Source organism: Aedoeadaptatus acetigenes (assembly GCF_025566985.1).
Taxonomy (GTDB): domain Bacteria; phylum Bacillota; class Clostridia; order Tissierellales; family Peptoniphilaceae; genus Aedoeadaptatus; species Aedoeadaptatus acetigenes.
The window spans coordinates 15,996-36,754 of the sequence record NZ_JAOQJD010000003.1 but is presented as its reverse complement, the minus strand read 5'-3'; the positions used below and the strand labels follow the sequence as shown (position 1 = coordinate 36,754).

Here is a 20,759-nt window from a genome sequence, read left to right as displayed (position 1 = left end):
ATCCGAGCGGGAAGCTCTTTTTTATTTAAACAGTTGGCCGCCGGCATAGAGGGCGATAAAGCCCGCCGCCACCGTGGCGACGACATAGAGAACAGCGGTGGTCATGTGGCCTTTTTCCATCATGGCCACGGTTTCCGCGCTGAAGGTGGAGAAGGTGGTGAGGCCGCCGCAAAAGCCGGTCTTTAATAAAATCTGCACATTGGGATCCATGCCGCGGGCCTCGGCCTTGGCCGCGATAAGGCCCATGAGAAAGCATCCCATGAGATTGGCGAGAAAGGTGGGAAGGGGCAGGCCGTGACCTGAAAGGGGCAGCCGGGAGATCAAGAAGCGACTGGTCGCGCCCAGAGCGCCGCCGGCTGCGGCAAAGAGGACTTGCATTTACGCCCTCGTCGCCATTTTTTGAATGAGCCCCACGACCACGTCTCGGCTCTTTTCCATGTGTTGAATGGGAATGTATTCGTAGGGGCCGTGGAAATTCATGCCGCCGGTAAATAAATTCGGCGTGGGCAGCCCCATCCAGGAGAGTCGGCTGCCGTCGGTGCCGCCGCGAATGGGCTCGATTACAGGCTCGATGCCCTCTTCTTCCATGACCTCGACGCAGAGATCGATAAGGTCCATGTGGGGCTCGATTTTTTCCCGCATGTTGCGGTAGCTTTCTTCCAGGGTCAAGGTGATGCGCTCGCCGTATTTTCTGTTTAAGAAATCCACGGCGGCCTGAAGGATTGCGCTCATGTTCTCTACTTTATCGGCGTCGAAGTCGCGGAGGATGTAGTCCATTTCCGCCGCCTCCACATTGCCGCGGAATTGATCCAAGTGGAAAAAGCCTTCGTAGCCTTCCGTGTACTCAGGGCGCATCTGTTCGGGAAGCATGCGGTCCAGCTCCATGCCGAGGCTGATGGCGTTGATCATGTGATTTTTCGCCGTGCCCGGGTGGACGCTCACGCCCTGAATTTCAACTTTGGCGCTGACGGCGTGAAAGCATTCGTATTGCACTTCGCCGAGGCGGGAGCCGTCGACGGTAAAGGCAATGTCGGCACCGAAAGACTCCACGTCGAAGTGATCCACGCCGCGGCCTACCTCTTCGTCGGGAGTGAAGGCGATGGCCAAATCGCCGTGGGGCAAGTCCTCTTCGATGAGGGTTCGGAGGCTGTCCATAATAATGGCGATGCCCGCCTTGTCGTCGGCACCTAAAAGGGTGGTGCCGTCGGTGACCATGAGATCCAGGCCCACTACGTCTTTTAAAGCGGGGAAATCTTTGTCGGAGAGGACGATGTTTTTTTCTTTATTTAAAAGGATGTCGCCGCCTTCGTAGCGGATGACGCGGGGCTTGACGCCTTCGCCTTTTGCGGCGGGCGCCGTGTCCATGTGGGATAAGAGGCCCAAGGTGGGAAGGTCTTTGTCCACATTGCGCTTCAGATGGGCGGTGACGTAGCCGTATTCGTCGACCTTGGCATCGGAAAGTCCAAGCTCCTTGAGCTCGTCCACGAGGATATGGGCCAAATCGAATTGGCGCGCCGTGGAAGGATAGGTCGTGGAACTTTCGTCGCTGGTGGTGTAAACTTGTACGTATTTTTTCAGTCGTTCGGTAATGTTCATGGAATCTCCTTTCGTTTTTCCTAACTTGTATTGTAGCACATGGGCGTGCTATACTCGGGGAAAAAGAAAGGGGTTTTTCTATGAAAATCGCCATCATCGGCGGCGGCGTGAGCGGCCTTACGGCAGGCTGTCTCCTGGCCGAGGCGGGATGTGCCGTGACGATCTACGAGCGAAAAAATCGGGTGGGGAAAAAATTACTGGCCACGGGAAACGGCCGCGCCAATGTAAGCAATGCCGATCTCTCTTCGGACCATTGGCACAGCGAATCGCCCCTGCCCTTCGATCCCGGCACGTATTTTTCCGCCGAAGCGCGGCGGGAATTTTTCGACGCCCTGGGGATCGACTTGGTCGAAGAGGAACGGGGCAAGCTCTACCCATCCACCCTTCAGGCCCGCACGGTGTTAAATGCTCTGCGTCGCCGCTTTTTTGCATCCGGCGGCGAGGAAGTGGTGGAGACCTGCATCGATAGTATCGAGCAATCAAAGGGCGGCTTCCTGCTCGCTAGCGGGGAAAATTCTTTTTTCGCCGATAAAGTCATCGTGGCAACCGGGGGCATGGCCATGCCCCAATCGGGCTCCGACGGCAAGGGCTACGGCCTCATGAAAGCCTTCGGCCACAAGAAAACCCGCATCTTTCCGGGAATCTCCGCGCTTCTCTGCGAAAGTTCCTATTTAAAACACTTAAACGGCACGAAAGTGCAGGGTAGAATCACCCTTTACAGAAACGGGGAGGGGATCGCCTCGGAAGAAGGGGAAATTCTTCTCGCCAAAGACGGTATCAGCGGGCCGCCGGTCTTGGATCTTGCCCGTGCCGTGGGAGAGAGAAAGGGCGAGTACACTGTCTCATTCCCCATGCTCAATCATTTGGATCAACTCCCGGATTACCGAAACATTCTGGAGGGGAGAAGCTACCTCCCCGCGTCGGCGAAGGATTTTCTCGACGGCATTCTCTCCAACAAATGGGTGCACGTGGTCTTAAAGGAATGCGGCCTGAAAGGGGGAGAGCCCATGGATCAGCTGAGCTGGGAAGAGAGAGACCGCCTCTTGAAACTGCTTTTTTCCTTTACCTTGCCCGTCACCGGTGTGCGGGGCTTCGACTACGCCCAGGTCACCTGCGGCGGCATGGCCCTTTCGGGCTTTAGCGCGGATCTTGAGTCCCTTTACGCCCCGGGTCTTTACGCCGCCGGGGAAGTGCTGGATGTGGACGGGGACTGCGGCGGCTACAACATTCACTGGGCCCTGGCCTCCGCCCATCGCATCGCCCGTGCCATCATAAAAAATGATAAATAATGAAAAAGTCCCTTTACACAGGGGCTTTTCTTTGGTATTATGAATGAGTTGAAACCGCAGACAGCAGGTGGTTCGCCTTAATTTCCTGCCGAGGTGACTGAATTTGATTTTAGTACTCGCATTGTGTCTGCAATGTGATTTTTTTATGTAGAAAACGAGGAGGTGAATCTGTGAAAGAAGAGCTACTCCAATCGAAAATTGCCTTAGTCGATGAGATCAAGGAAAAGATCGAAAAGTCTCAATCCATTGTTTTGGTTAACAACCACGGTTTAACGGTGGAAGAAGTAACCAAATTGAGAAAGGAACTGCGCGAACACGGCGTTGACTACAAGGTGTACAAAAACACCATGTTGAAACGTGCCTTCGACGCTACCGGCAACGAAGACGCCAACGAATTGCTCGTCGGCCCCACCGTCGCCGCTTTCGGTATTGAAGATGCCGTTCAACCGGCAAAGATCTTAAACGATTTCGCCGAAGAGAACGACCGCTTAGAAATTAAAGGCGGTATCTTAGACGGCCGCGTCGTTTCCATCGACGAAGTCAAGGCATTGGCAAAATTACCGAGCCGCGAAGTGCTTGTTGCACAATTGCTCGGCAGCTTAAACGCACCGATTCAAGGACTGGCAACTGTCCTGTCCGGAAACATCCGCGGTCTCGCCGTTGCGCTTAACCAAATCCGCGAAAAGAAGGAAGAAGAAACCGCCTAAGGGCACAAATCATTTACGGAGGTATATATACTATGGCATCTGAAAAAGTAACCGCTCTTATTGAAGAGATCAAAGAATTAACCGTTATTGAACTCGCTGACTTAGTTAGCGCTTTAGAAGAAGAATTCGGCGTTAGCGCACAAGCTCCCGTCGCAGTAGCAGCAGCAGGCGCACCGGCAGCCGCAGCAGCAGGCGCAGCCGCTGAAGAAAAATCCGAATTCGACGTTATCCTCGAATCCGCAGGCCAAGAAAAAGTTAAGGTCGTCAAAGTCGTTAAAGACATCACCGGCCTCGGCTTAAAAGACGCAAAAGCTCTCGTTGACGGCGCTCCGAAGCCCGTTAAAGAAGGCGCTAACAAAGAAGAAGCTGACGAAATCAAAGCTAAATTGGAAGAAGTCGGCGCAACTGTCGAAGTTAAGTAAGATCGTCTTACGAAAAGTCCTCACTCTTCGGAGTGGGGATTTTTTTTATTGCATTTTTTCTGTGTTCTGTCAATCCTCGGAAAGCCCTGTGAAAACCAAATTCATTTTCCGGGAAAACAGGATTTATTTGCAGAGAATTTTCCCTTTAACCGGGATCAGCGCGACTGTGACACCTCGCTAAAGCGTTGAAATTTAGGGATTTTTTACACTTTTTTCATGGGAGCGTGTATAATCAATAGGTAGGAAAACAGAAGAAGGGCAGTGTGAAAATATAGTATGAAAGAATTTAAACGGGTTTTTCCCAAGACCATTCCCCTATTGATCAGTTATTTATTACTGGGCATGGGCTTCGGCGTATTGATTCGCTCCGTGGGCCGCTCCACTTTGGTGAGCCTCTTGATGAGTTTCGGCATTTACGCCGGCGCCATGCAATTTGCCATGGTCAGTTTGTTTGCGCAGCACCTCGCCGTGCTTGAGCTGGTGATTTTGGCCTTTTCCATTAATTTAAGGTATTTATTCTACACGATTTCTCTCTTAAATCCCCTGAGCGGGCAGCCCATGTGGAAGAAAATACTCACCACCCATTTCTGCAGCGACGAAACCTTCTCCCTCTACATCACGGCGGGGGAAGACGGGGGCATGGCCTCAGCCGAGGATATGTTTCGCATCGGGCTTTTAAATTGCCTGTATTGGATGACGGGCACCCTACTCGGCGCCCTGCTCGGGAGCGTGCTTCCCTTCAGTGTGGAAGGCATCGACTTTATGATGACCGCCATTTTCATCACCGCCTTTATCGAGCAGTGGAAGGGAACGGATCATCACTTCCCGGCACTTTTGGGCCTGGCCGCGTCCCTTCTCGCCGTCCTTCTTTTCGGTCGCGACGCCTTTCTCTTGCCCGCCATGGCCTGCATTTTAATCGGAAATCTGTATTATAGGAGGAAACATGTCAACTAAAGAAGTCTATATCGCCATCGCCATCGCCGTGGCCATTACCTTTTTCATTCGCATGTTCCCCTTGTTTTTCTTTTCCAAACGAGATACCATTCCGAAAATCGTAAAGGATCTGGGCGTGCTTTTGCCCTACTCCATGATGGGGCTTTTAATTATTTACTGCCTCAGGTCCATGCGCTTCGATTCCCTCGCAGGCTTCGTTCCCCTGACCGTGGCGAGTCTCGTGACGGCGGGAAGTTATCTGTGGAAGCGCAAATCCATTCTCTCCATTGTCCTGGGCACGGCGGTTTACATGTTTTTAATTCAGCAAGTGTTCGTCGGATAATTTCGTGATATACTGTTTCCGAACTATTTTTAAGGAGGAAGTTTATGGAATCATTCTTTAAATTACGGGAAAATAACACGGATTTTTCCACGGAAATTTTAGCCGGCATGACCACGTTCTTTGCCATGAGCTACATTATTTTCGTCAATCCGGCGATTCTTTCCCAAACGGGCATTCCCTGGGGCGCCGTCTTCTTAGCCACGATTATCGCCTCGGTGGTCTCCACCTTGGTCATGGGGCTTTTCGCCAATGTGCCCTACGCCTTGGCACCGGGCATGGGACTCAATGCCTTTTTCACCTACACCGTCGTCTTCGGTTTGGGCTTTACGTGGAAAGAAGCCCTGGGCATGGTCTTCTTGTGCGGCGTCATCAATGTGTTGATCACCGTTACGAAAGTTCGGAAGATGATTATTACGTCCATCCCCGAATCCCTGCAACACGCCATCAGCGGCGGCATCGGCGTATTTATCGGCTACATCGGCATTAAAAACTGCGGCCTTTTGAACTTTACTCTGGATCCCGGCACCTATCAGGCTCTGGACGGCGGCACCATTATCGGCTCCTCCGCCGCCGTGCCCGCCTTGGTGAATTTCAACAATGCCGGCGTGCTCCTCGCCTTAATCGGCCTTTTGATCACCGTGGTCTTGGTGATTAAGAATGTGAAAGGTGCCATCTTACTCAGTATTTTAGCCACGACCCTTATCGGCATCCCCATGGGCGTCGTGGATCTGTCGAAACTTTCGGAAAGCCCCTCCGTGGCCAGCTCCTTCCAAGACCTTTCCACGGTCTTCGGCGTGGCCCTGGGCAAAGAAGGGCTCCTCGGCCTCTTTTCCGATCCGGCGCGGATTCCTCTGGTGCTTATGACCATCTTCGCCTTTTCACTGAGCGATACCTTCGACACCTTGGGCACCTTTATCGGAACCGGCCGTCGCTCCGGAATTTTCAGCGAAGAAGACATTCGCAATATGCAATCCAGCTCCGGCTTTAAATCGAAACTGGACAAGGCCCTTTTCGCCGACTCCATCGGCACGGTCATCGGCGCCTTTATCGGCACCAGTAACACCACCACCTTTGTAGAAAGTGCCGCGGGCATCGGCGCCGGCGGTCGCACCGGGCTTACCTCCGTCGTTACGGCGGCCATGTTCTTGTTGGCCATCGTCATCGCGCCGGTGGCGGGCATGGTTCCGGCACAGGCCACGGCTCCCGTACTGATCATCGTCGGGATTATGATGTGCGCAAGCTTTGCGGAAATTGAGTGGACAGATTTGGAATGCGCCGTACCGGCCTTCTTCGCTTCGATTTTCATGGGCTTCAGCTACTCCATCAGCAACGGCATCGCCGCAGGCTTTATTTTCTACTGCGTCGTCATGATTTTGAAGGGAAAAGCCAAAGAGCTGCACCCGATTATCGTGGGCTCGTCGATTTTATTCTTAATCAATTACGCCCTTATGGCCTACCTGGCCATGTAGGAGAAAAGAGGCTTCGGCCTCTTTTTTTGTGCCGCGGAAAAAATGCAGAAAATAAGGGCGTAGGGTATAATGAAATTACGACAGAAAAGAAACGACGAAAGGGGAGTTTATGAAGACACAGGATTTACTACACGCATTAAAAGAAAAGAGCTGGGTGAGTTTAACCCACGAAGTGACGAAAGACATGGCCATTTACCAGGCCTTTAATCCCTTGGGCGAGCGAGTCCTCACGACCTTGGAGGAAACGGGCTCGGACAATCGGGAATACACCTTGGGCACCTCCCACGGCACCCACGTGGACGCACCGGCCCATTTTATGGCCGGGGGAAAGATTTTATCGGATATTTCGCCGAAAGAGCGCTACCTGCCTCTCTACGTCCTCCACTTGGAAGACAAGGTCAAGGAAGATCCCGGCTACGCCGTCACCGTGGACGACATTTTGGCCTTCGAACAAGAATACGGCGCCATCCCGGAAGGGGCCTTCGTGGCCTTCTCCTCGGGCTGGTACAAGCGGATTTATTCCCAAGAAGACTTCACCAACACCCACGACGGTGTGGAAGTGACGCCGGGCTGGTCCGTGGCGGCTCTCGAGTACTTGAGCCGCACGCGGAAGATCGCCGCTATCGGCCACGAAACATTAAACACCGACGCCGGCCCCGAAGCCGCCGAAGCGGGAGATTTGGTGGCCCAACGCTTTTGGCTCAACGAAAACAAATTCCAGGTGGAAGTCATGGCCAATTTGGATCGCGTGCCCGCTGCGGGGGGTATCATTATGATCAATGTCCTTCACATCAAAGGCGCCGTTGCCTTTCCCGCCGAAGTCACCGCCGTCTTCGACGCATAAAAATAAAGCTATTGCCCGATCACAGGCAATAGCTTTTTCTCTACCACAGGGGATTTAATTCGTCGAGGAAATCCTGCACCGTGGCGAAGGCTTCGCGCTCATTCTCCAGAATTTCTTCGTTGGCGCCGGAAAGAGAGATGGTGCCGATGCATTCCCTTCGCTTGTCGAAAATGGGAATGGCGATGGAGCCGAGGCCGTCGTTGATTTCGCCGATTTCTAGGGCGTAGCCTTTTTCTCGCGTGGCCTGCATCTCCTCTTTCAAGACGGAATCTTTCGTAATGGTCTTGTCCGTGTAGGCTACCAGGCGCGTGTCTTTAATGTATTTGTCCACCACCGTCTCCGGCAAACTGGCCAAATAGGCCTTGCCCGAGGCCGTGGCGTGGAGGGGAAAGGGCGTGCGTGAGCGGGTCATAATCAAGTAGCGGGTGTTGTCCGGCACTTCCGTAAATACGGTTAAAAGCTGGCCGTCTTCCACCATATTTAAACGAGCGCTCAGTTCAAAGGCATTGGCCCAAACGCGAAGCATGGGCTGAATTTTATTTTTTACGTGAAATAAGTATTGGTCTTCCACGAGATTGGCCTTGGGAATAAAAGCCAAGCCCAAGTGGTAGTCATTTTCCGCTTCGTCGCGGCTTAAGTATTGAAAGTGAACCAGGGTATTGACCAAACCGCGGGTGGTGTTCACATTTAATTTCACTAGTTTAGATATTTCCGACAAACTCAGTTTCGGATGCACGGCATCGAAGCAATCCAAAATAGCAAATGCCCGTGCAAGGGACTGAATGGTTCGGGGCGTCTTGTCCATAACATTCTCCTCATTGTCTATATCGTTTCCTATAATAAGATTACACCACATGAACGCGAAGAGAAAGGGAAAAATCATCTTGAACAGTGAAAATTTTATGATACACTATTAGAGCGACTAAATAGAAAAGGAGAAGGATCTTGAGCAACAGAACCGGAAAAATAGCGGCCATCGTCCTCGGCGTGTTGGCCCTTATCTATGTGATCGGGGCTTTGGCCTTTACGCAAGTCTATATGCCGAACACCTCGGTAAACGGCGCGGATATTTCCCTTCAGCCGCGAGCCGATTTAAGGGGAAATTTCGAAGCGTCCTGGAAGGATTACGCCTTGACCGTCGTGGGAAAAGACGAAAAAACCGACACGATAAAGGCGTCGAGCATCGACTACAAAGAAACCATGCCTGATTTTCAAATGAAGGAATACAGTCCCTGGGCCTGGCCGGTTTATGCCTTTGCAAAGAAAGATTACAAGGTAAATACCGCCATCACCTACGACGACGAAAAGCTTGAAAAGGCATTGGCAAGCATGCACATGGTGGCGGATAAAGACATTACGGACCCGACGCCGGAAATGATCGCCTACGAAGAGGGCAAGGGCTATGTCATTACCGAAGCCAGGGAAGGCACGCGCCTTGACGGACCGAAGCTCAAAGAAGCCGTGTTAAAATCTCTGCATAAACAGGATAAAAAACTGGACGCGAAGAAAGCGGATCTCTATTTGAAGCCCGTGCCGGCGGAAGATTTGGACCACATGAAAAAACACGTGGCCAGCTTAAACGCCATCGAGGAATACAAGCTCACCTACACCTTTTCCGATCGGGAAGAAGTGTTGGCCGGGGAAAATTTAATTAATCTTTACAAATCTGCCGACGACGGCAGCCTGGAGCCGGACGAAGAAAAAGTGAAGGAATACGTGGCCGGTCTGGGCGAAAAGTACGACACCTTCAGAGGCACGCGGGATTTTCAAGCCACCGGCGGCGCCATGATGCGCGTCAAAGGGGGCATTTACGGTTGGCAAATCGACCAGCCCAAGACCCGCGAGCAGCTTATGCTCGCTATGAAGGATAAAAAAGTTCAAAGCATGGAGCCGGTGTACAAGCGAAAAGCCGTGAGCCGAAACGTCAACGACTTGGGCAACAGCTACATCGAAATCGACATCGCCCGCCAACACATGTGGCTTTACAAAGAAGGCAATCTCGTCATCGACGCCCCCGTCGTTACCGGCAATCCCTACGCCGGAAACGGAACGCCCACCGGCACCCAGGAAATCTGGGCCAAAGAGCGCAACCGCTACCTGACCGGGGAAACCTGGAAGAGCTATGTGAAATATTGGATGCCCTTTAACTGGACGGGATGCGGCATTCACGACTCCAACTGGCGGGGAAGTTACGGCGGCAGAATTTATTTAGGCGGCGGCAGCCACGGCTGCGTCAACACGCCTCCGTCGAAAGCGCCGACCTTCTACGAAAATGCCTTTATGGGCATGCCCGTAGTCATCTATAATTCCAATAAACACGCCATCTGATAAAAGCGCCGCGGGGCGCTTTTTTCATCCATTGAAAAATTACTGTGAAAATAGAGGAAAATTTTGCCCGAGCCCTGTTTTCCCGCGGCCATTTGTTGTAAAATAAGTTGTACGATTTGCTTGTATGACAGGAGGGTATTTTGAAAACCATTTACGAAGGAAAGACGAAGGACATTCGACAAGAAGACGGCAAGACCTATTTCTACTTTAAAGATGACGTCACGGGCAAAGACGGCGTCTTCGATCCCGGTGAAAACCAAGTAGGCCTTTCCATCGAAGGTTCCGGCCGCGCATGCATCGCCATGAGCAAATACTTTTTTGAAAAATTCGAAGCAGATAAAATCCCTACGCACTACATTTCCGCCGACGTTGACAATCGTCTCATGGAAATCAAGCCCGCCAAAGTATTCGGTAAGGGCCTGGAAGTGATCTGCCGCTTTAAAGCCACGGGCAGCTTCATCCGCCGCTACGGCAAATACGCCAAGGACGGCGACGATTTAAATCGTTACGTGGAATTTACCTTAAAAGACGACGAACGCCAAGATCCTCTGATCAACGAAGACGCCCTGGTTCTTTTGGGCATTTTAAAAGAAGGGGAATACGACCGCATCAAGGAACTCACTCGCTCCATTTCTCAAGTGATCTACGACGACTTAAAGGCGCGGGGCCTTGAAATGTACGACATTAAATTGGAATTCGGCCGCTTGGAAGGCAGCGACGAAGTCGTTTTAATCGACGAAGTCTCCGGCGGCAATATGCGCGTCTATAAAGGGGACGAATACATCGAACCCCTGCGTCTTTCCGAAATGATCGTCGGCAAGTAAAAAGGCTCTATAATATCCATTGGGGAGTAAGCTCCTCAATGGATATTTTTGTGCAAAAAGATAGCACTTGTTTTCCCTATCGCCTAAAATTAAATCACCACAAAATAATAAAGGGGGTCAAACAAGTGCAAAACAATATTACCACATTACTTTTAGGAATCCAAGACGTCGAGGTTACCGCTGTTTTAGAAGAAAGACGGCTCATTACCATTGACTGCAAACCCGTTCATGATCGGGTTTGTCCTCACTGTGGCTCGACCCACGCTTGGGTCCACGATCACCGGGAGCAAGTGCTTCGGGACGCACCGATGCGCCGAAAGCACGTGCTTCTGCGGGTTAAGAAGACACGGTATGATTGCAAGGATTGCGGGGCGCGCTTTGAGGCACCTCTTTCCTTTGCCGCCAAGGGCAAACAGATGACAAAGCGCTTAATCGCTTATGTGGTGGATGCGTTTCGAGATATCCGGTCTGTATCGGAGCTGGCTAAGGAGGTGGGGATTTCAACGACGAGTATTTTCCGTATCGTGGCTTGTTTATTTGTGCCCAGAAAAAAGTTGCCTCGCGTCTTTTGTATCGACGAGTTTAAGGGAGACAGCGGCGGAAGCAAGTACCAAACCACCTTGGCCGATGGGGAGGCTCATCGGATCATCGACATTCTTCCGACGCGCTACGGCAAGGATTTAGCCGCGTATTTCTCTTCCATCGATCGAGCGGAAAGGCGCGGCGTTGAAATCTTTGTCAGCGATATGTGCGGCACCTTTAAAGGCGTTCAAGAGGCTTTCTTTCCACAAAGTACCCACGTCATCGACCGGTACCATTTTATCCGCCAAGTCCATTGGGCCTTGGAAAACGTCAGGAAGCGGGAACAGAAACGGATGACGGTAACAGAAAGAAAATGGTTTAAACGAAGCCGTAGCCTCCTGAAAAAGCCGGCTAAAGACCTCACTCAAGGGGAGAAAAGCCTCGTCGCCACCATGCTCGAAAAGAGCGATGCCATTCGAACCGCTTACGTCTTAAAAGAAGGCTTTTACACCTACGTCCTTTCTCAGAAAAACAAAGAAGCCGCTGCTACTGCTCTTTCAACATGGATGGAAGAGGCTAAGAAAAGCGGGCTAAAGGAGTGGCGCTACTGCTTGCGCGCTTACACCAACTGGTTCGAGGAGATTACCAACAGCTTTGATTACCCGTGGAGTAACGGCTACGTGGAAGGAACGCACAACAAGATCAAGACCGTGAAGCGTGTGGCCTTTGGGATGCAAAACTTTCATCATTTTCGAACGAAACTGCTTTTCGTTTGTTCAAAAGGTCGGTGATGAATGGCTTTTAGGAAAACAAAAAGGAGCCTAGTTTTCACTAGACTCCCCAATGGTTGACATAGAACCAGTAAAAAGCATGATTGCGCAAAAGAGCCCTGCGGGGCTTTTTTTGTTGCCGACATTTTCTGAAAAAGGTTTTCATTTATCTACAAACGTGGTATAATAAGGACAAATCAAAGATTATAAATCTTCAGGGCGAGGTGGAATTCCTCATCGGTGGTAAAGTCCACGTGTCGAAAGACTGAATTGGTGCAATTCCAATACCGACGGTAAAAGTCCGGATGAAAGAAGATCTTTTTTTTCATGTTTTTATGCCCGAGGACGCGGGCTTTTTTTGTGCCCGACAAGGAGGTACCATGAATCAAATTCAGCGGACGAAGGCGCGTTATTCCACACGAAACCTGACGCGTCTGTCCCTCTTATCCGTCATCGCATTTCTACTTATGTACGTCGAATTTCCCTTGGCCTTTATTGCGCCGCCATTTATAAAAATCGACTTGTCCGACATGCCGGCCTTAATCGGCGGCTTCGCTATGGGTCCCGTGGCGGGGATCACCATCGAACTGGTGAAGTGCATCCTCACCTTTTTCGTTCGGGGCACCACCACCGGCGGGGTCGGGGAGTTGTCGAACTTTATCGTCGGCGCCCTCTTCGTCGGTCTCTCGGCGAAATTTTACAGCCGCCATAGAACCTATCGCGGCGCCGTCGTCGGTTTGTTGATGGGCGTCATCGGCATGACCCTCGTGGCCACCTTGAGCAATTACTTCGTGGTCTTTCCCCTCTACGGCAAGATCATGCCCATGGAAGCCATCATCAACATGGGCCGGGCCGTAACGCCTCGGGTGAAATCCCTTTGGGACCTCATGGTCTATTGCATCGTGCCCTTTAATTTGGTGAAGGGGCTCATCGTTTCGGCGGCGACCTTGGCCTTGTACAAGCGCGTCTCCCATTTCCTGCACGACTGATCGAAACACCCGCTTTTCGAAGCGGGTTTTTTCTTGCCCGGAAGGGTAGTCAAGCTTTCTTTACAAATGCGGGCGCAAACACTATAATAATTTAAAGGAAAAACGATTGCTCATCAAAAAACAGGGGAGCATTCCGCACTATTTTTTAACGTTCGTAAGGAGGAAGTCATGGAAGACGGCAAATTGAAAGTAAAAGCCAACGGGGCGGCGCTCTTGCCCTTTATTCTCTTTGTATTGGTTTACCTTGCCACGGGCTTGATCTTAAATGCAAGAGGCGTGGAAATGGCCTTTTACCAAGTGGCGGCACCGGTGTGTATCTTACCGGCCATCGTGCTCGCTTTTATTATGTTTGAAGGCACGATCGACGACAAATTCAATTCCTTTGTGCGGGGTTGCGGCGACGAAAACATCATCATCATGTGTTTGATTTACATATTGGCCGGCGCCTTCGCCACCGTGTCGAAAACATCCGGCGGCGTGGACTCCGTGGTTAACTTCGCCCTGTCCATGATCCCCGTTCAATACATTACCGCCGGGATTTTTCTCATCAGTTGCTTCATTTCCCTCTCCACCGGCACATCCGTGGGCACCATTTCGGCGGTGGGCCCCATTGCCGTGGGCGTGGCCCAAAAGGGAAATCTGTCCCTGGCCCTGGTTATCGGCGCTTTGGTGGGCGGCGCCATGTTCGGCGACAATCTCTCCGTCATTTCCGATACCACCATCGCCGCCACCAGGACGCAAAATGTGGAAATGAAAGACAAGTTCCGGGCGAATATTAAAATCGCCCTTCCCGCTGCGATTATCACCTTCGTGATCTTTCTCTTTGTAGGCAAGCCTACGGGGGAAGTGGTGCTCGACGACTTAAGCTACAGCTTCGTCTTGATCATCCCCTACTTGTTCGTGCTGATTTCGGCGCTGGCCGGCATGAATGTCTTTTTGGTTCTCGCCAGCGGCATCGTGCTTTCAGGTGTTATCGGCATCGCCACCGGCGGGCTCACCATGATGACCTTCGCCCAAAACATTTTCGACGGCTTTAGCGGCATGTTCGAGATCTTCCTCCTGTCCATGTTAACCGGCGGCCTGTCCTACATGGTTTCGCAAAACGGCGGCATCGAATGGTTGGTCCAAAAGATCCGCAGCTTTGCCAAGGACGTGAAGTCGGCGGAAGTTTCCATCGCCCTCTTGACCCTTGTAACGGACGCCGCCACGGCCAACAATACGGTGGCCATTATTATCGACGGCCCCGTGGCCAAGGAAATCTCCAAAGACTTTAAGGTGGATCCCAGGCGCTCGGCGTCTTTGCTCGACGCCTTTTCCTGCGTCATGCAAGGGATCATTCCCTACGGCGCACAAATTTTAATCGCCGCCGGGCTCACCAAGGAACTGGGCGCGGCAGCTGTCTCTCCCGTGGAAATCATTCCCTTCCTCTGGTACCAAGGCCTGCTGGCTCTCTTCGCCCTGGCTTCGATTTTCATCCGTTTCGCCGATCCCAAAGACAAATGGGATTTCGAAAAGGATATGCCGCAAGTTCAATAATCGTGATTTAACAGAGCGTCGACGAAACCGTCGGCGCTTTTTCCGTGCCCGCAAAAGGAAAAGCGCCCAAAAAAATAAGACCGGCGATCCGATCTTATTCTTTCGCAAACCGCAGGGGCGGTCCGATTATTCTTCTTCAGCTTCTTCTTCGCTCGCTTCGGTTTCACCGACGGTGGGTACGTCAGCTGCATCGGCGCTTGCTTCTTCTTCGTCTTCAACGGATTCTTCGCGGGGTTCTTGCAGTGCGCAGACGGCTTCGTCCAAGTCGGTTAAGACTTCGATGTCGGCAATGGATGCCACGTCTAAGTCGGCGACGGTTAAGGTATCGCCGATTTGCATGTCAGCGACATTGACAACACCTTCGGAGGGAAGGCTGGTCGGCAAGCATTCGACTTCGACTTCTTCGAGAAGTTGCAACAAGACGGACGGTTGGACGCGAATGTCGTCGCGGCCTTCCAAGACGACGGGAATGGAGAGCTTGATTTTTTCTTTCAAGTTTACGCCATAGGCATCGAAGTGGAGCAATTGGTTCTTGAAGGGGTGTTCTTGGATTTCCTTAAAGAGAATCTTGTGATCTTCCCCGTTTACATTGACATCGACCAAAGCGGACGTACCGGCTTCGTCGACGACTTTTTGCAATTCATTGGCCTTTGCCGCAACGGCAACGGGTTCGGAATCCTTGGCATAGAAGATGCCGGGGACCATACCTTCGGCGCGGGTCTTTTTAGCGCCGGAAGTACCTAAGTCTTCGCGCTTTACTAAATTTAATTTAATCGTGTTCATTGTGTCCTCCTTTGTTTACTCAACAATATATTATACCTGAAACGGGCCGCCATTTCCACGTTTTGACGAAGTTAGTGGGCAATTTTCTGTATAAAACTCATACCCAAGGCACCTTGACCGATGTGGGCGCTTACCACAGGGGTTAATACGTCCACGTAAACGTCCGTAGCGGGGGTTTTTTCCAAAATGGTTTCTTTTACCGTAAGGGCCAATTTTTCGTCGTCGCCGTGGGACAAAAGCACCGTGGTTTCATCGGGGTCCATGCTTCCCTGAAGAGTTTGTACCAAGCGCTTCGCCGCCTGCTTTGTGCCCCGCGCCTTGTCGGAGACGATAAGATCCCCGTCGTCGTTCATAAGTAGAATGGGTTTAATGTTCAGGGCGCTTCCCAAAAGGGCCATTCCGCCCGATGCGCGGCCGCTTCGCCTCAGGTGATCCAAATTGGTAATCAGTCCTGTAAAGACCACACGCTCCAAATAATTCAAAAGGTCTTGTTCGTTTTCTTGAAGGGAAAGGCCCCGCGCCCGATTGGACACGGCGCGCTTGACGAGAAAAGCGCCGGCGGGCCCGCAGTTTTTTGTGTCGATGCAAGCGACGGACCGGCCCGGGTATTGATTGAGCAGACTTTTTTTCGCCAAAAGAGCCTGGGTATAGGTGGCTGAGATGCCGCCGGAAAGGCTTAAATACAAGACATCCCTGCCTTCGTTCAAAAATTTTTGAAAGTAGGCTTCATAGATGGACAGGGAGATCTGCGAGGTCGTGGCCACGGAATCCCGAATGTCCCGGTAAAAGGCCGAAATAACATCCGAAGGGGTGTTTTCTCCGATGAGAAACTCTTCATCGTCCATGGAGACGACCATGGGAATCATCCGGAAGTCCGAGGGATCCACAAAGGACGGGTTGACGTTTAAGGCGCCGTCCGTGATAATTTCATAGTTCGTCATGTTACAGTCCTTTCTCACTGCACGTGATAAAGTAAGCAGACTTATTATAACATAAGCCCATTTTTCTGACACGCCTCAAACGCACCGAAGGCTTCGACGCTACGACCGCCAGCGTTTCATGCGCTCTTTTTGCCACTGGCGACTGCGAATGTCTTCCATGCGATCGCCGAGGGCGGTGAAAAACGCCGGCATATGGTCCACGCCGTGGGTGCCGTAGCGGTGGTAACGCACGCTTAAGCAGAGGCCGATCATGGCCAGGTTTACCATTTGAAAGGTGCCGCCGTAGCTGATAAAGGGGAGGGGAATGCCGGTGACGGGCATGAGCCCCAAGGTCATCCCCATATTTTCCCATATGTGAATGAACAGAACGCTTAAAAAACCGAAGATCATGAGTTGGCCGCCCTTGTCCTTGGCGAGTTTTGCGAGAGACAGAAGGCGGTAAAATAACAGGGCGTAAAGAACGAGCAAAAGGGCGCCGCCGAGAAAGCCCAGTTCCTCCACGAGGACGGGGAAAATAAAGTCCGTTTCCTTCGTGGGGATGAAATTATACTGGGTCTGGGGTCCCCGGTAGAGGCCGCGGCCGAAGAGGCGGCCGTCGCCGATGGCCACACGGCCTTCGTAGGCTTGGTAGCCGCTGCCGGAGGTGTTGGCGTCGGGTTTTAAAAAGTTTAAAATGCGATCTTTCTGGTAATCGTCCAGTCGGGCGTAGAAGATGGGTAAAGACAGAAAGCCCGCCCCCATGGCGCCGAAAATGTATTTCCAATCCAAATCGCAAAAAAACAGCATGACGGCGATAAAAAATAAAAAGACCATGGCCGTGCCGAAGTCGGGCTGGAGCATGATCAGGCCCACGGGGAAGCCCGCGAAGGCCAAAGCCTTAAGAAGTTCCTTGGGTTCGTTGATTCGATCGCCGTGCTTTTCCAGGTAAAAGGCAAAGGAAATGACGAGAAAAATCTTTACAAATTCCGCCGGCTGAAAATTCACCGGGCCGATGGCCAGCCAACTTTTCGATCCCCAGGTCGTATCCCCGTGGCCGAAGAGGAGGGTGGCCGCAAGCAAGAGGACGCTGAGGCCGTAGAGAAAGGGATAGTAGGTGCGCCAAATGCGGTAATCCAGAAGCATGAGCCCTGCGGCGATGGCGACGCCCAAGAGGGTGGCGATGCCCTGTTTCATTAAAAAAGGGCGATTGCCGTAAGAGAGGGTGGCCGATGAAAGGGCCACAAAGCCCATGATGGTAATAGCCGCGACGATGATAATTAAGCTGCGGTCCACATCCCGCTTTCCGGGACTGATGCGTATAAAAAAAGGCTTGACTTTTTCAAAAAGCTTTCGGTGAAACATAGTATCTCCTTTGTCAGAGTGTGATACTATTATTATACATCAATAGAAAGGACTTGGGATGGAAGTAGAGAGAATCAAAGAGCAGCTCGGGTTTCACGACTTGGCCCTGGTGCCGGCTAAGCGATTAGACGCCATGGCCTCCGTCTTCATGAAGCGAAAAGAGGCCGGGGAGATGCTTTCCATCGAGCCCGAGGACATAAACGCGCGGCTGGATCCTGCGGGAAGCCTTCCTTCGGCGAAGTCGATTTTCGTGGCCTTCGAACAAGTGCCTTTCACAGACGTGGAGCCGGAGTCGAAGAAGGGCTACGGACGACTGGCGAGTTTTTCAAGAGACACGGATTACCACCTGCTTTTAAATGAAAAAATGGCCCGTCTCGAGGAGTATTTAAAGAACGCGTACCCAGATGTGGAGTATTACCGCCAAGTGGACACCGGGCCCCTGTACGAGCGGGGCTTTGCCGCCATGACCGGAAAAGGCTACATCGGTCGAAACGGAAGCTTCATCCACAGCCGACTGGGAAGCTACGTGGCCATCGGACTCTTGCTTACAAATTTAGAAGGCGGAGAGGCCTGTGAAATGTCGGGCGATTGCGGCGACTGCCGCGCCTGTGTGGATGCTTGCCCGGGAGGCGCCATCGAGTTTACGGGCATCCTGCACCCCGGCCGTTGCCGCTCCTGGATTACCCAAAAGCGGGGCGAACTTACGGAAGGGGAGCGGGCGGTCATGGCCGATTGGATCTACGGCTGCGACGTGTGCCAAATGGTCTGTCCGAAAAACAAGGGGATCGAGGCGGTTTACGAAAGCCGGGATCCCGTGCACCACATTTGTCTCGATGGACTGGAAGAGGAGTCGAACCGTTCGTTTAAACAGCGCTACGGCCGGCTCAGCGGATCCTGGCGGGGAAAGAAGCAGTGGGTGAAAAACGCCGCCTACATTCGCCGTTATTTTAATGAGAGGAAGAAGTAGAATGCCTTTAACAAAAAAAGAAGCCATGGAAGTGTACGAGCGCTTGGAAAAAATGTTTCCGGATGCCCGGGCGGAACTGGATTACACCACGCCCTACGAGCTTTTAATTGCCACCATTCTTTCGGCCCAGTGCACGGACGTGCGGGTCAACAAAGTCACCAAAGTGCTCTTTCAAGAACACGACACGCCGGAGAAAATGGTGAGATTGTCGCAAGAGGAGCTGGAAGGCTACATAAAAAGCTGCGGCGTCTATCGAAACAAGGCGAAGAATATTTTGGCCGCTTCCCGCATCATTATCGAAAGCTGGGGCGGCGAGATTCCTCCCACCATCGAGGATTTAATGACTCTTCCCGGCGTCGGGCGAAAGACCGCCAATGTGGTGACCTCCAACGTGCTGGGCATTCCCGCCATTGCCGTGGACACCCACGTCTTCCGCGTGTCCAATCGACTGGGCCTCGCCGAAAGCAAAAATGTGGACGGTACGGAGAAACAGCTCATGGCCATTTGGCCCGAAGACTGTTGGACGAAGGGCCACCATCTCTTGATCTTTTTAGGCCGCCGCATCTGTAAGGCTCAACGCCCCCTTTGCGAGGAATGCGACTTAAACGATCTTTGCCGGTATTATCAAGGAGCGTCCGAATAAATGGAACAAAAGTATTTGCATTTTCGCCGACAGAAACGGCACCACTTAAAGCGCATGAAGCGAAGACGCATGGCCACCGTGGCCGGCGCCGTCGTCCTGATCTGTTTTATCATTCTCGGCTTTTTACCCACCTTCGGCATCATCAGCCCCGGTACGAACTACTGCGGAAAGTCACTGGGCTTTTTAACGGTGAAGGGAGCGGAAAAAAAGCTGAATAAGTACGAAAAAGAGTTTCAAACCGCCGAGGTCGTCTTGACCCACAAGAAGAAATCCACCACCCTCACCCCACCGCAGCTGGGTCTGTCCGTGGACGAGGAACAAGTGGCCATGGACGCCCTGGCGGAAAGTCGAGGCCGCCGGTTTTTCGGCCGCATGGGCCAGGTTTTCAAAAAGGAAGCGGTGCAGACGCCCCTCGCGGTGGACGAAGCCACATTAAACCGCAGGCTTCGGGATTTAAACGGCGTTCTGTACGAAACGGCGAAGCCCGCCACCGTGGCCATGAAGGGCGAAAGGGCCGTGATCCTGCCGGGAAACAAGGGAGAAGTGCCGGACACGGCCAAGGCGCGGGCGGATTTGTCCCGCGGTATTCAAAGCCCTGTGGAGATTCATACGAGAATCGTGGAGCCCGCCATTGAAGCACAGGAATTGGCGGGAATCGACGGGAAATTAGCCGAAGCCGTCACCACCTACGATCCGGCGGATGAAAATCGCACCACCAATGTGGAAAACGGCGCCCGGTACTTTCGCCGCATCGTCTTGGCGCCGGGGGAAAAGCTCTCGTTTCTCTCCACCATCGGCGGCATTACCGAAGCCCACGGTTTTGTCAAGGGCAAGACCGTGTCAAACGGCGTAGAAACGGAAGGCATCGGCGGCGTCTGCCAGGTCTCCACCACCATGTACAATGCTGTGGCCCGATCTGGACTCAATGTCATGACGAAGTTTAACCACTCCAAGGCCGTGCCCTACGCCAAAGAGGGGCTGGACTGCGCCGTAAGCGACGGCTACAAAGATTTTATCTTCGCCAATCCCTTTACGAAACCCGTCTACATTGAAACCACGGCGAAGGAAGGTACGCTTACCTGCACAATCTACGGGCCCGCGGAGGAAAAGCCCTACACCATCGACCTGGTGCCTGAGAAGGTGCGGGATCTGCCGGCATCCAAGGAAGTCGCTTATTCCACGGACCTGGCTCCGGGAGAAATCAAAATCCTGAGACAACAAGTGGACGGATCCATTTACATCACCTACGCCGTCTATTCGGTGCAGGGAAGGGAATTAAGGCGCATCCCCGTGGCAAAAAGCCGCTACGTCCCCGTGGACGGAAAAGTTTTGGTGGGAAAAGGGAAATAAACTCTTGCTATTTAAAACGCCTCGTGTTAATATAATAAATTGCATAATAATCTAAAACTATATGGAAAAGACGGTCGCAGCTACGAAAGATGATGTATATGTAAGTTATTGACGATTCATGTTGAAGAGACTCTTACACATACATTTTTTGTTTTTCGAAGG

General features: G+C 52.2%; 21 protein-coding genes, 1 riboswitch and 1 other annotated feature. Of the genes, 15 read left to right on the top strand and 6 right to left on the bottom strand.

Features of this window, described 5'->3' with window-relative positions; translation table 11 throughout:
• Positions 1-21: 21 nt before the first annotated feature.
• Complete coding sequence (gene crcB / locus OCV31_RS01925; RefSeq protein ID WP_148472109.1) at positions 22-378, bottom strand: fluoride efflux transporter CrcB; 357 nt, start codon at positions 376-378, stop codon at positions 22-24.
• Positions 379-1,596: a peptidase T gene (gene pepT / locus OCV31_RS01920; protein WP_148472107.1), complete on the bottom strand. Its 1,218-nt coding sequence runs from the start codon at positions 1,594-1,596 to the stop codon at positions 379-381.
• 80 nt (positions 1,597-1,676) lie between these two features.
• Here pepT and OCV31_RS01915 point away from each other — a divergent pair, with 80 nt between their 5' ends.
• The 7 genes from OCV31_RS01915 (at position 1,677) to OCV31_RS01885 (ending at position 7,603) form a co-directional block, all read left to right on the top strand.
• Positions 1,677-2,885: a BaiN/RdsA family NAD(P)/FAD-dependent oxidoreductase gene (locus tag OCV31_RS01915; RefSeq protein WP_148472105.1), complete on the top strand. Its 1,209-nt coding sequence runs from the start codon at positions 1,677-1,679 to the stop codon at positions 2,883-2,885.
• Between the two features lie 36 nt (positions 2,886-2,921).
• Positions 2,922-3,038, top strand: a sequence feature (ribosomal protein L10 leader region).
• Positions 3,039-3,055: 17 nt separating this feature from the next.
• Positions 3,056-3,592 (top strand): 50S ribosomal protein L10, encoded by a 537-nt coding sequence (gene rplJ, locus OCV31_RS01910; protein WP_148472103.1) that lies wholly within the window; start codon positions 3,056-3,058, stop codon positions 3,590-3,592.
• A gap of 32 nt (positions 3,593-3,624) precedes the next feature.
• On the top strand, positions 3,625-4,014 hold the full coding sequence (gene rplL, locus OCV31_RS01905) for a 50S ribosomal protein L7/L12 (protein ID WP_148472100.1): 390 nt from the start codon (positions 3,625-3,627) through the stop codon (positions 4,012-4,014).
• 276 nt (positions 4,015-4,290) lie between these two features.
• Positions 4,291-4,968, top strand: coding sequence for an AzlC family ABC transporter permease (locus OCV31_RS01900; RefSeq protein ID WP_148472098.1), 678 nt, complete (start codon positions 4,291-4,293; stop codon positions 4,966-4,968).
• Entirely contained in the window at positions 4,958-5,290 is a 333-nt protein-coding gene (locus tag OCV31_RS01895; protein ID WP_148472096.1) for a branched-chain amino acid transporter permease, read from the top strand. Before OCV31_RS01900 ends, OCV31_RS01895 begins: the two co-directional genes overlap by 11 nt.
• 44 nt (positions 5,291-5,334) lie before the next feature.
• Positions 5,335-6,759, top strand: a complete 1,425-nt coding sequence (locus OCV31_RS01890) for an NCS2 family permease (protein WP_148472094.1) — start codon at positions 5,335-5,337, stop codon at positions 6,757-6,759.
• A 109-nt stretch (positions 6,760-6,868) separates the two neighbouring features.
• Positions 6,869-7,603: a cyclase family protein gene (locus OCV31_RS01885; protein WP_148472092.1), complete on the top strand. Its 735-nt coding sequence runs from the start codon at positions 6,869-6,871 to the stop codon at positions 7,601-7,603.
• Between the two features lie 40 nt (positions 7,604-7,643).
• Here the strand turns inward: OCV31_RS01885 and OCV31_RS01880 are convergent, their stop codons facing one another.
• A complete protein-coding gene (locus OCV31_RS01880) occupies positions 7,644-8,408 on the bottom strand; it encodes an IclR family transcriptional regulator (RefSeq protein WP_267303742.1) in 765 nt (254 codons plus the stop codon).
• Between the two features lie 140 nt (positions 8,409-8,548).
• Here OCV31_RS01880 and OCV31_RS01875 point away from each other — a divergent pair, with 140 nt between their 5' ends.
• The 5 genes from OCV31_RS01875 (at position 8,549) to OCV31_RS01855 (ending at position 14,572) form a co-directional block, all read left to right on the top strand.
• Positions 8,549-9,931, top strand: coding sequence for a L,D-transpeptidase family protein (locus OCV31_RS01875; protein ID WP_148472088.1), 1,383 nt, complete (start codon positions 8,549-8,551; stop codon positions 9,929-9,931).
• A 140-nt stretch (positions 9,932-10,071) separates the two neighbouring features.
• Positions 10,072-10,755: a phosphoribosylaminoimidazolesuccinocarboxamide synthase gene (locus OCV31_RS01870; RefSeq protein ID WP_148472086.1), complete on the top strand. Its 684-nt coding sequence runs from the start codon at positions 10,072-10,074 to the stop codon at positions 10,753-10,755.
• Positions 10,756-10,793: 38 nt separating this feature from the next.
• Positions 10,794-12,068 (top strand): ISL3 family transposase, encoded by a 1,275-nt coding sequence (locus OCV31_RS01865; protein WP_148472084.1) that lies wholly within the window; start codon positions 10,794-10,796, stop codon positions 12,066-12,068.
• A gap of 185 nt (positions 12,069-12,253) precedes the next feature.
• Positions 12,254-12,368: riboswitch (FMN riboswitch) on the top strand.
• Between the two features lie 59 nt (positions 12,369-12,427).
• Entirely contained in the window at positions 12,428-13,036 is a 609-nt protein-coding gene (locus tag OCV31_RS01860) for an ECF transporter S component (RefSeq protein WP_148472082.1), read from the top strand.
• Positions 13,037-13,204: 168 nt separating this feature from the next.
• Entirely contained in the window at positions 13,205-14,572 is a 1,368-nt protein-coding gene (locus OCV31_RS01855) for a Na+/H+ antiporter NhaC family protein (protein WP_148472080.1), read from the top strand.
• Between the two features lie 126 nt (positions 14,573-14,698).
• Here OCV31_RS01855 and OCV31_RS01850 read toward each other — a convergent pair whose 3' ends face one another.
• The 3 genes from OCV31_RS01850 to rodA form a co-directional block, all read right to left on the bottom strand.
• On the bottom strand, positions 14,699-15,355 hold the full coding sequence (locus OCV31_RS01850) for a 50S ribosomal protein L25 (protein ID WP_148472078.1): 657 nt from the start codon (positions 15,353-15,355) through the stop codon (positions 14,699-14,701).
• A 71-nt stretch (positions 15,356-15,426) separates the two neighbouring features.
• Complete coding sequence (locus OCV31_RS01845; protein WP_148472076.1) at positions 15,427-16,296, bottom strand: DegV family protein; 870 nt, start codon at positions 16,294-16,296, stop codon at positions 15,427-15,429.
• Between the two features lie 99 nt (positions 16,297-16,395).
• Positions 16,396-17,637 carry a rod shape-determining protein RodA gene (gene rodA, locus OCV31_RS01840; RefSeq protein ID WP_148472074.1) on the bottom strand — a complete coding sequence of 414 codons (1,242 nt, stop codon included), beginning with the start codon at positions 17,635-17,637 and terminating at the stop codon, positions 16,396-16,398.
• A 58-nt stretch (positions 17,638-17,695) separates the two neighbouring features.
• On the opposite strand from rodA, the gene OCV31_RS01835 reads away from it, so the two are divergent.
• The 3 genes from OCV31_RS01835 to OCV31_RS01825 are packed head-to-tail and all read left to right on the top strand — an operon-like array spanning position 17,696 to position 20,597.
• Positions 17,696-18,604 carry an epoxyqueuosine reductase gene (locus OCV31_RS01835; protein WP_148472072.1) on the top strand — a complete coding sequence of 303 codons (909 nt, stop codon included), beginning with the start codon at positions 17,696-17,698 and terminating at the stop codon, positions 18,602-18,604.
• A 1-nt stretch (position 18,605) separates the two neighbouring features.
• Positions 18,606-19,247, top strand: a complete 642-nt coding sequence (gene nth / locus OCV31_RS01830; protein ID WP_148472070.1) for an endonuclease III — start codon at positions 18,606-18,608, stop codon at positions 19,245-19,247.
• Positions 19,248-20,597, top strand: a complete 1,350-nt coding sequence (locus tag OCV31_RS01825; protein WP_148472068.1) for a VanW family protein — start codon at positions 19,248-19,250, stop codon at positions 20,595-20,597. It abuts the gene before it with no gap.
• Positions 20,598-20,759: the final 162 nt, after the last annotated feature.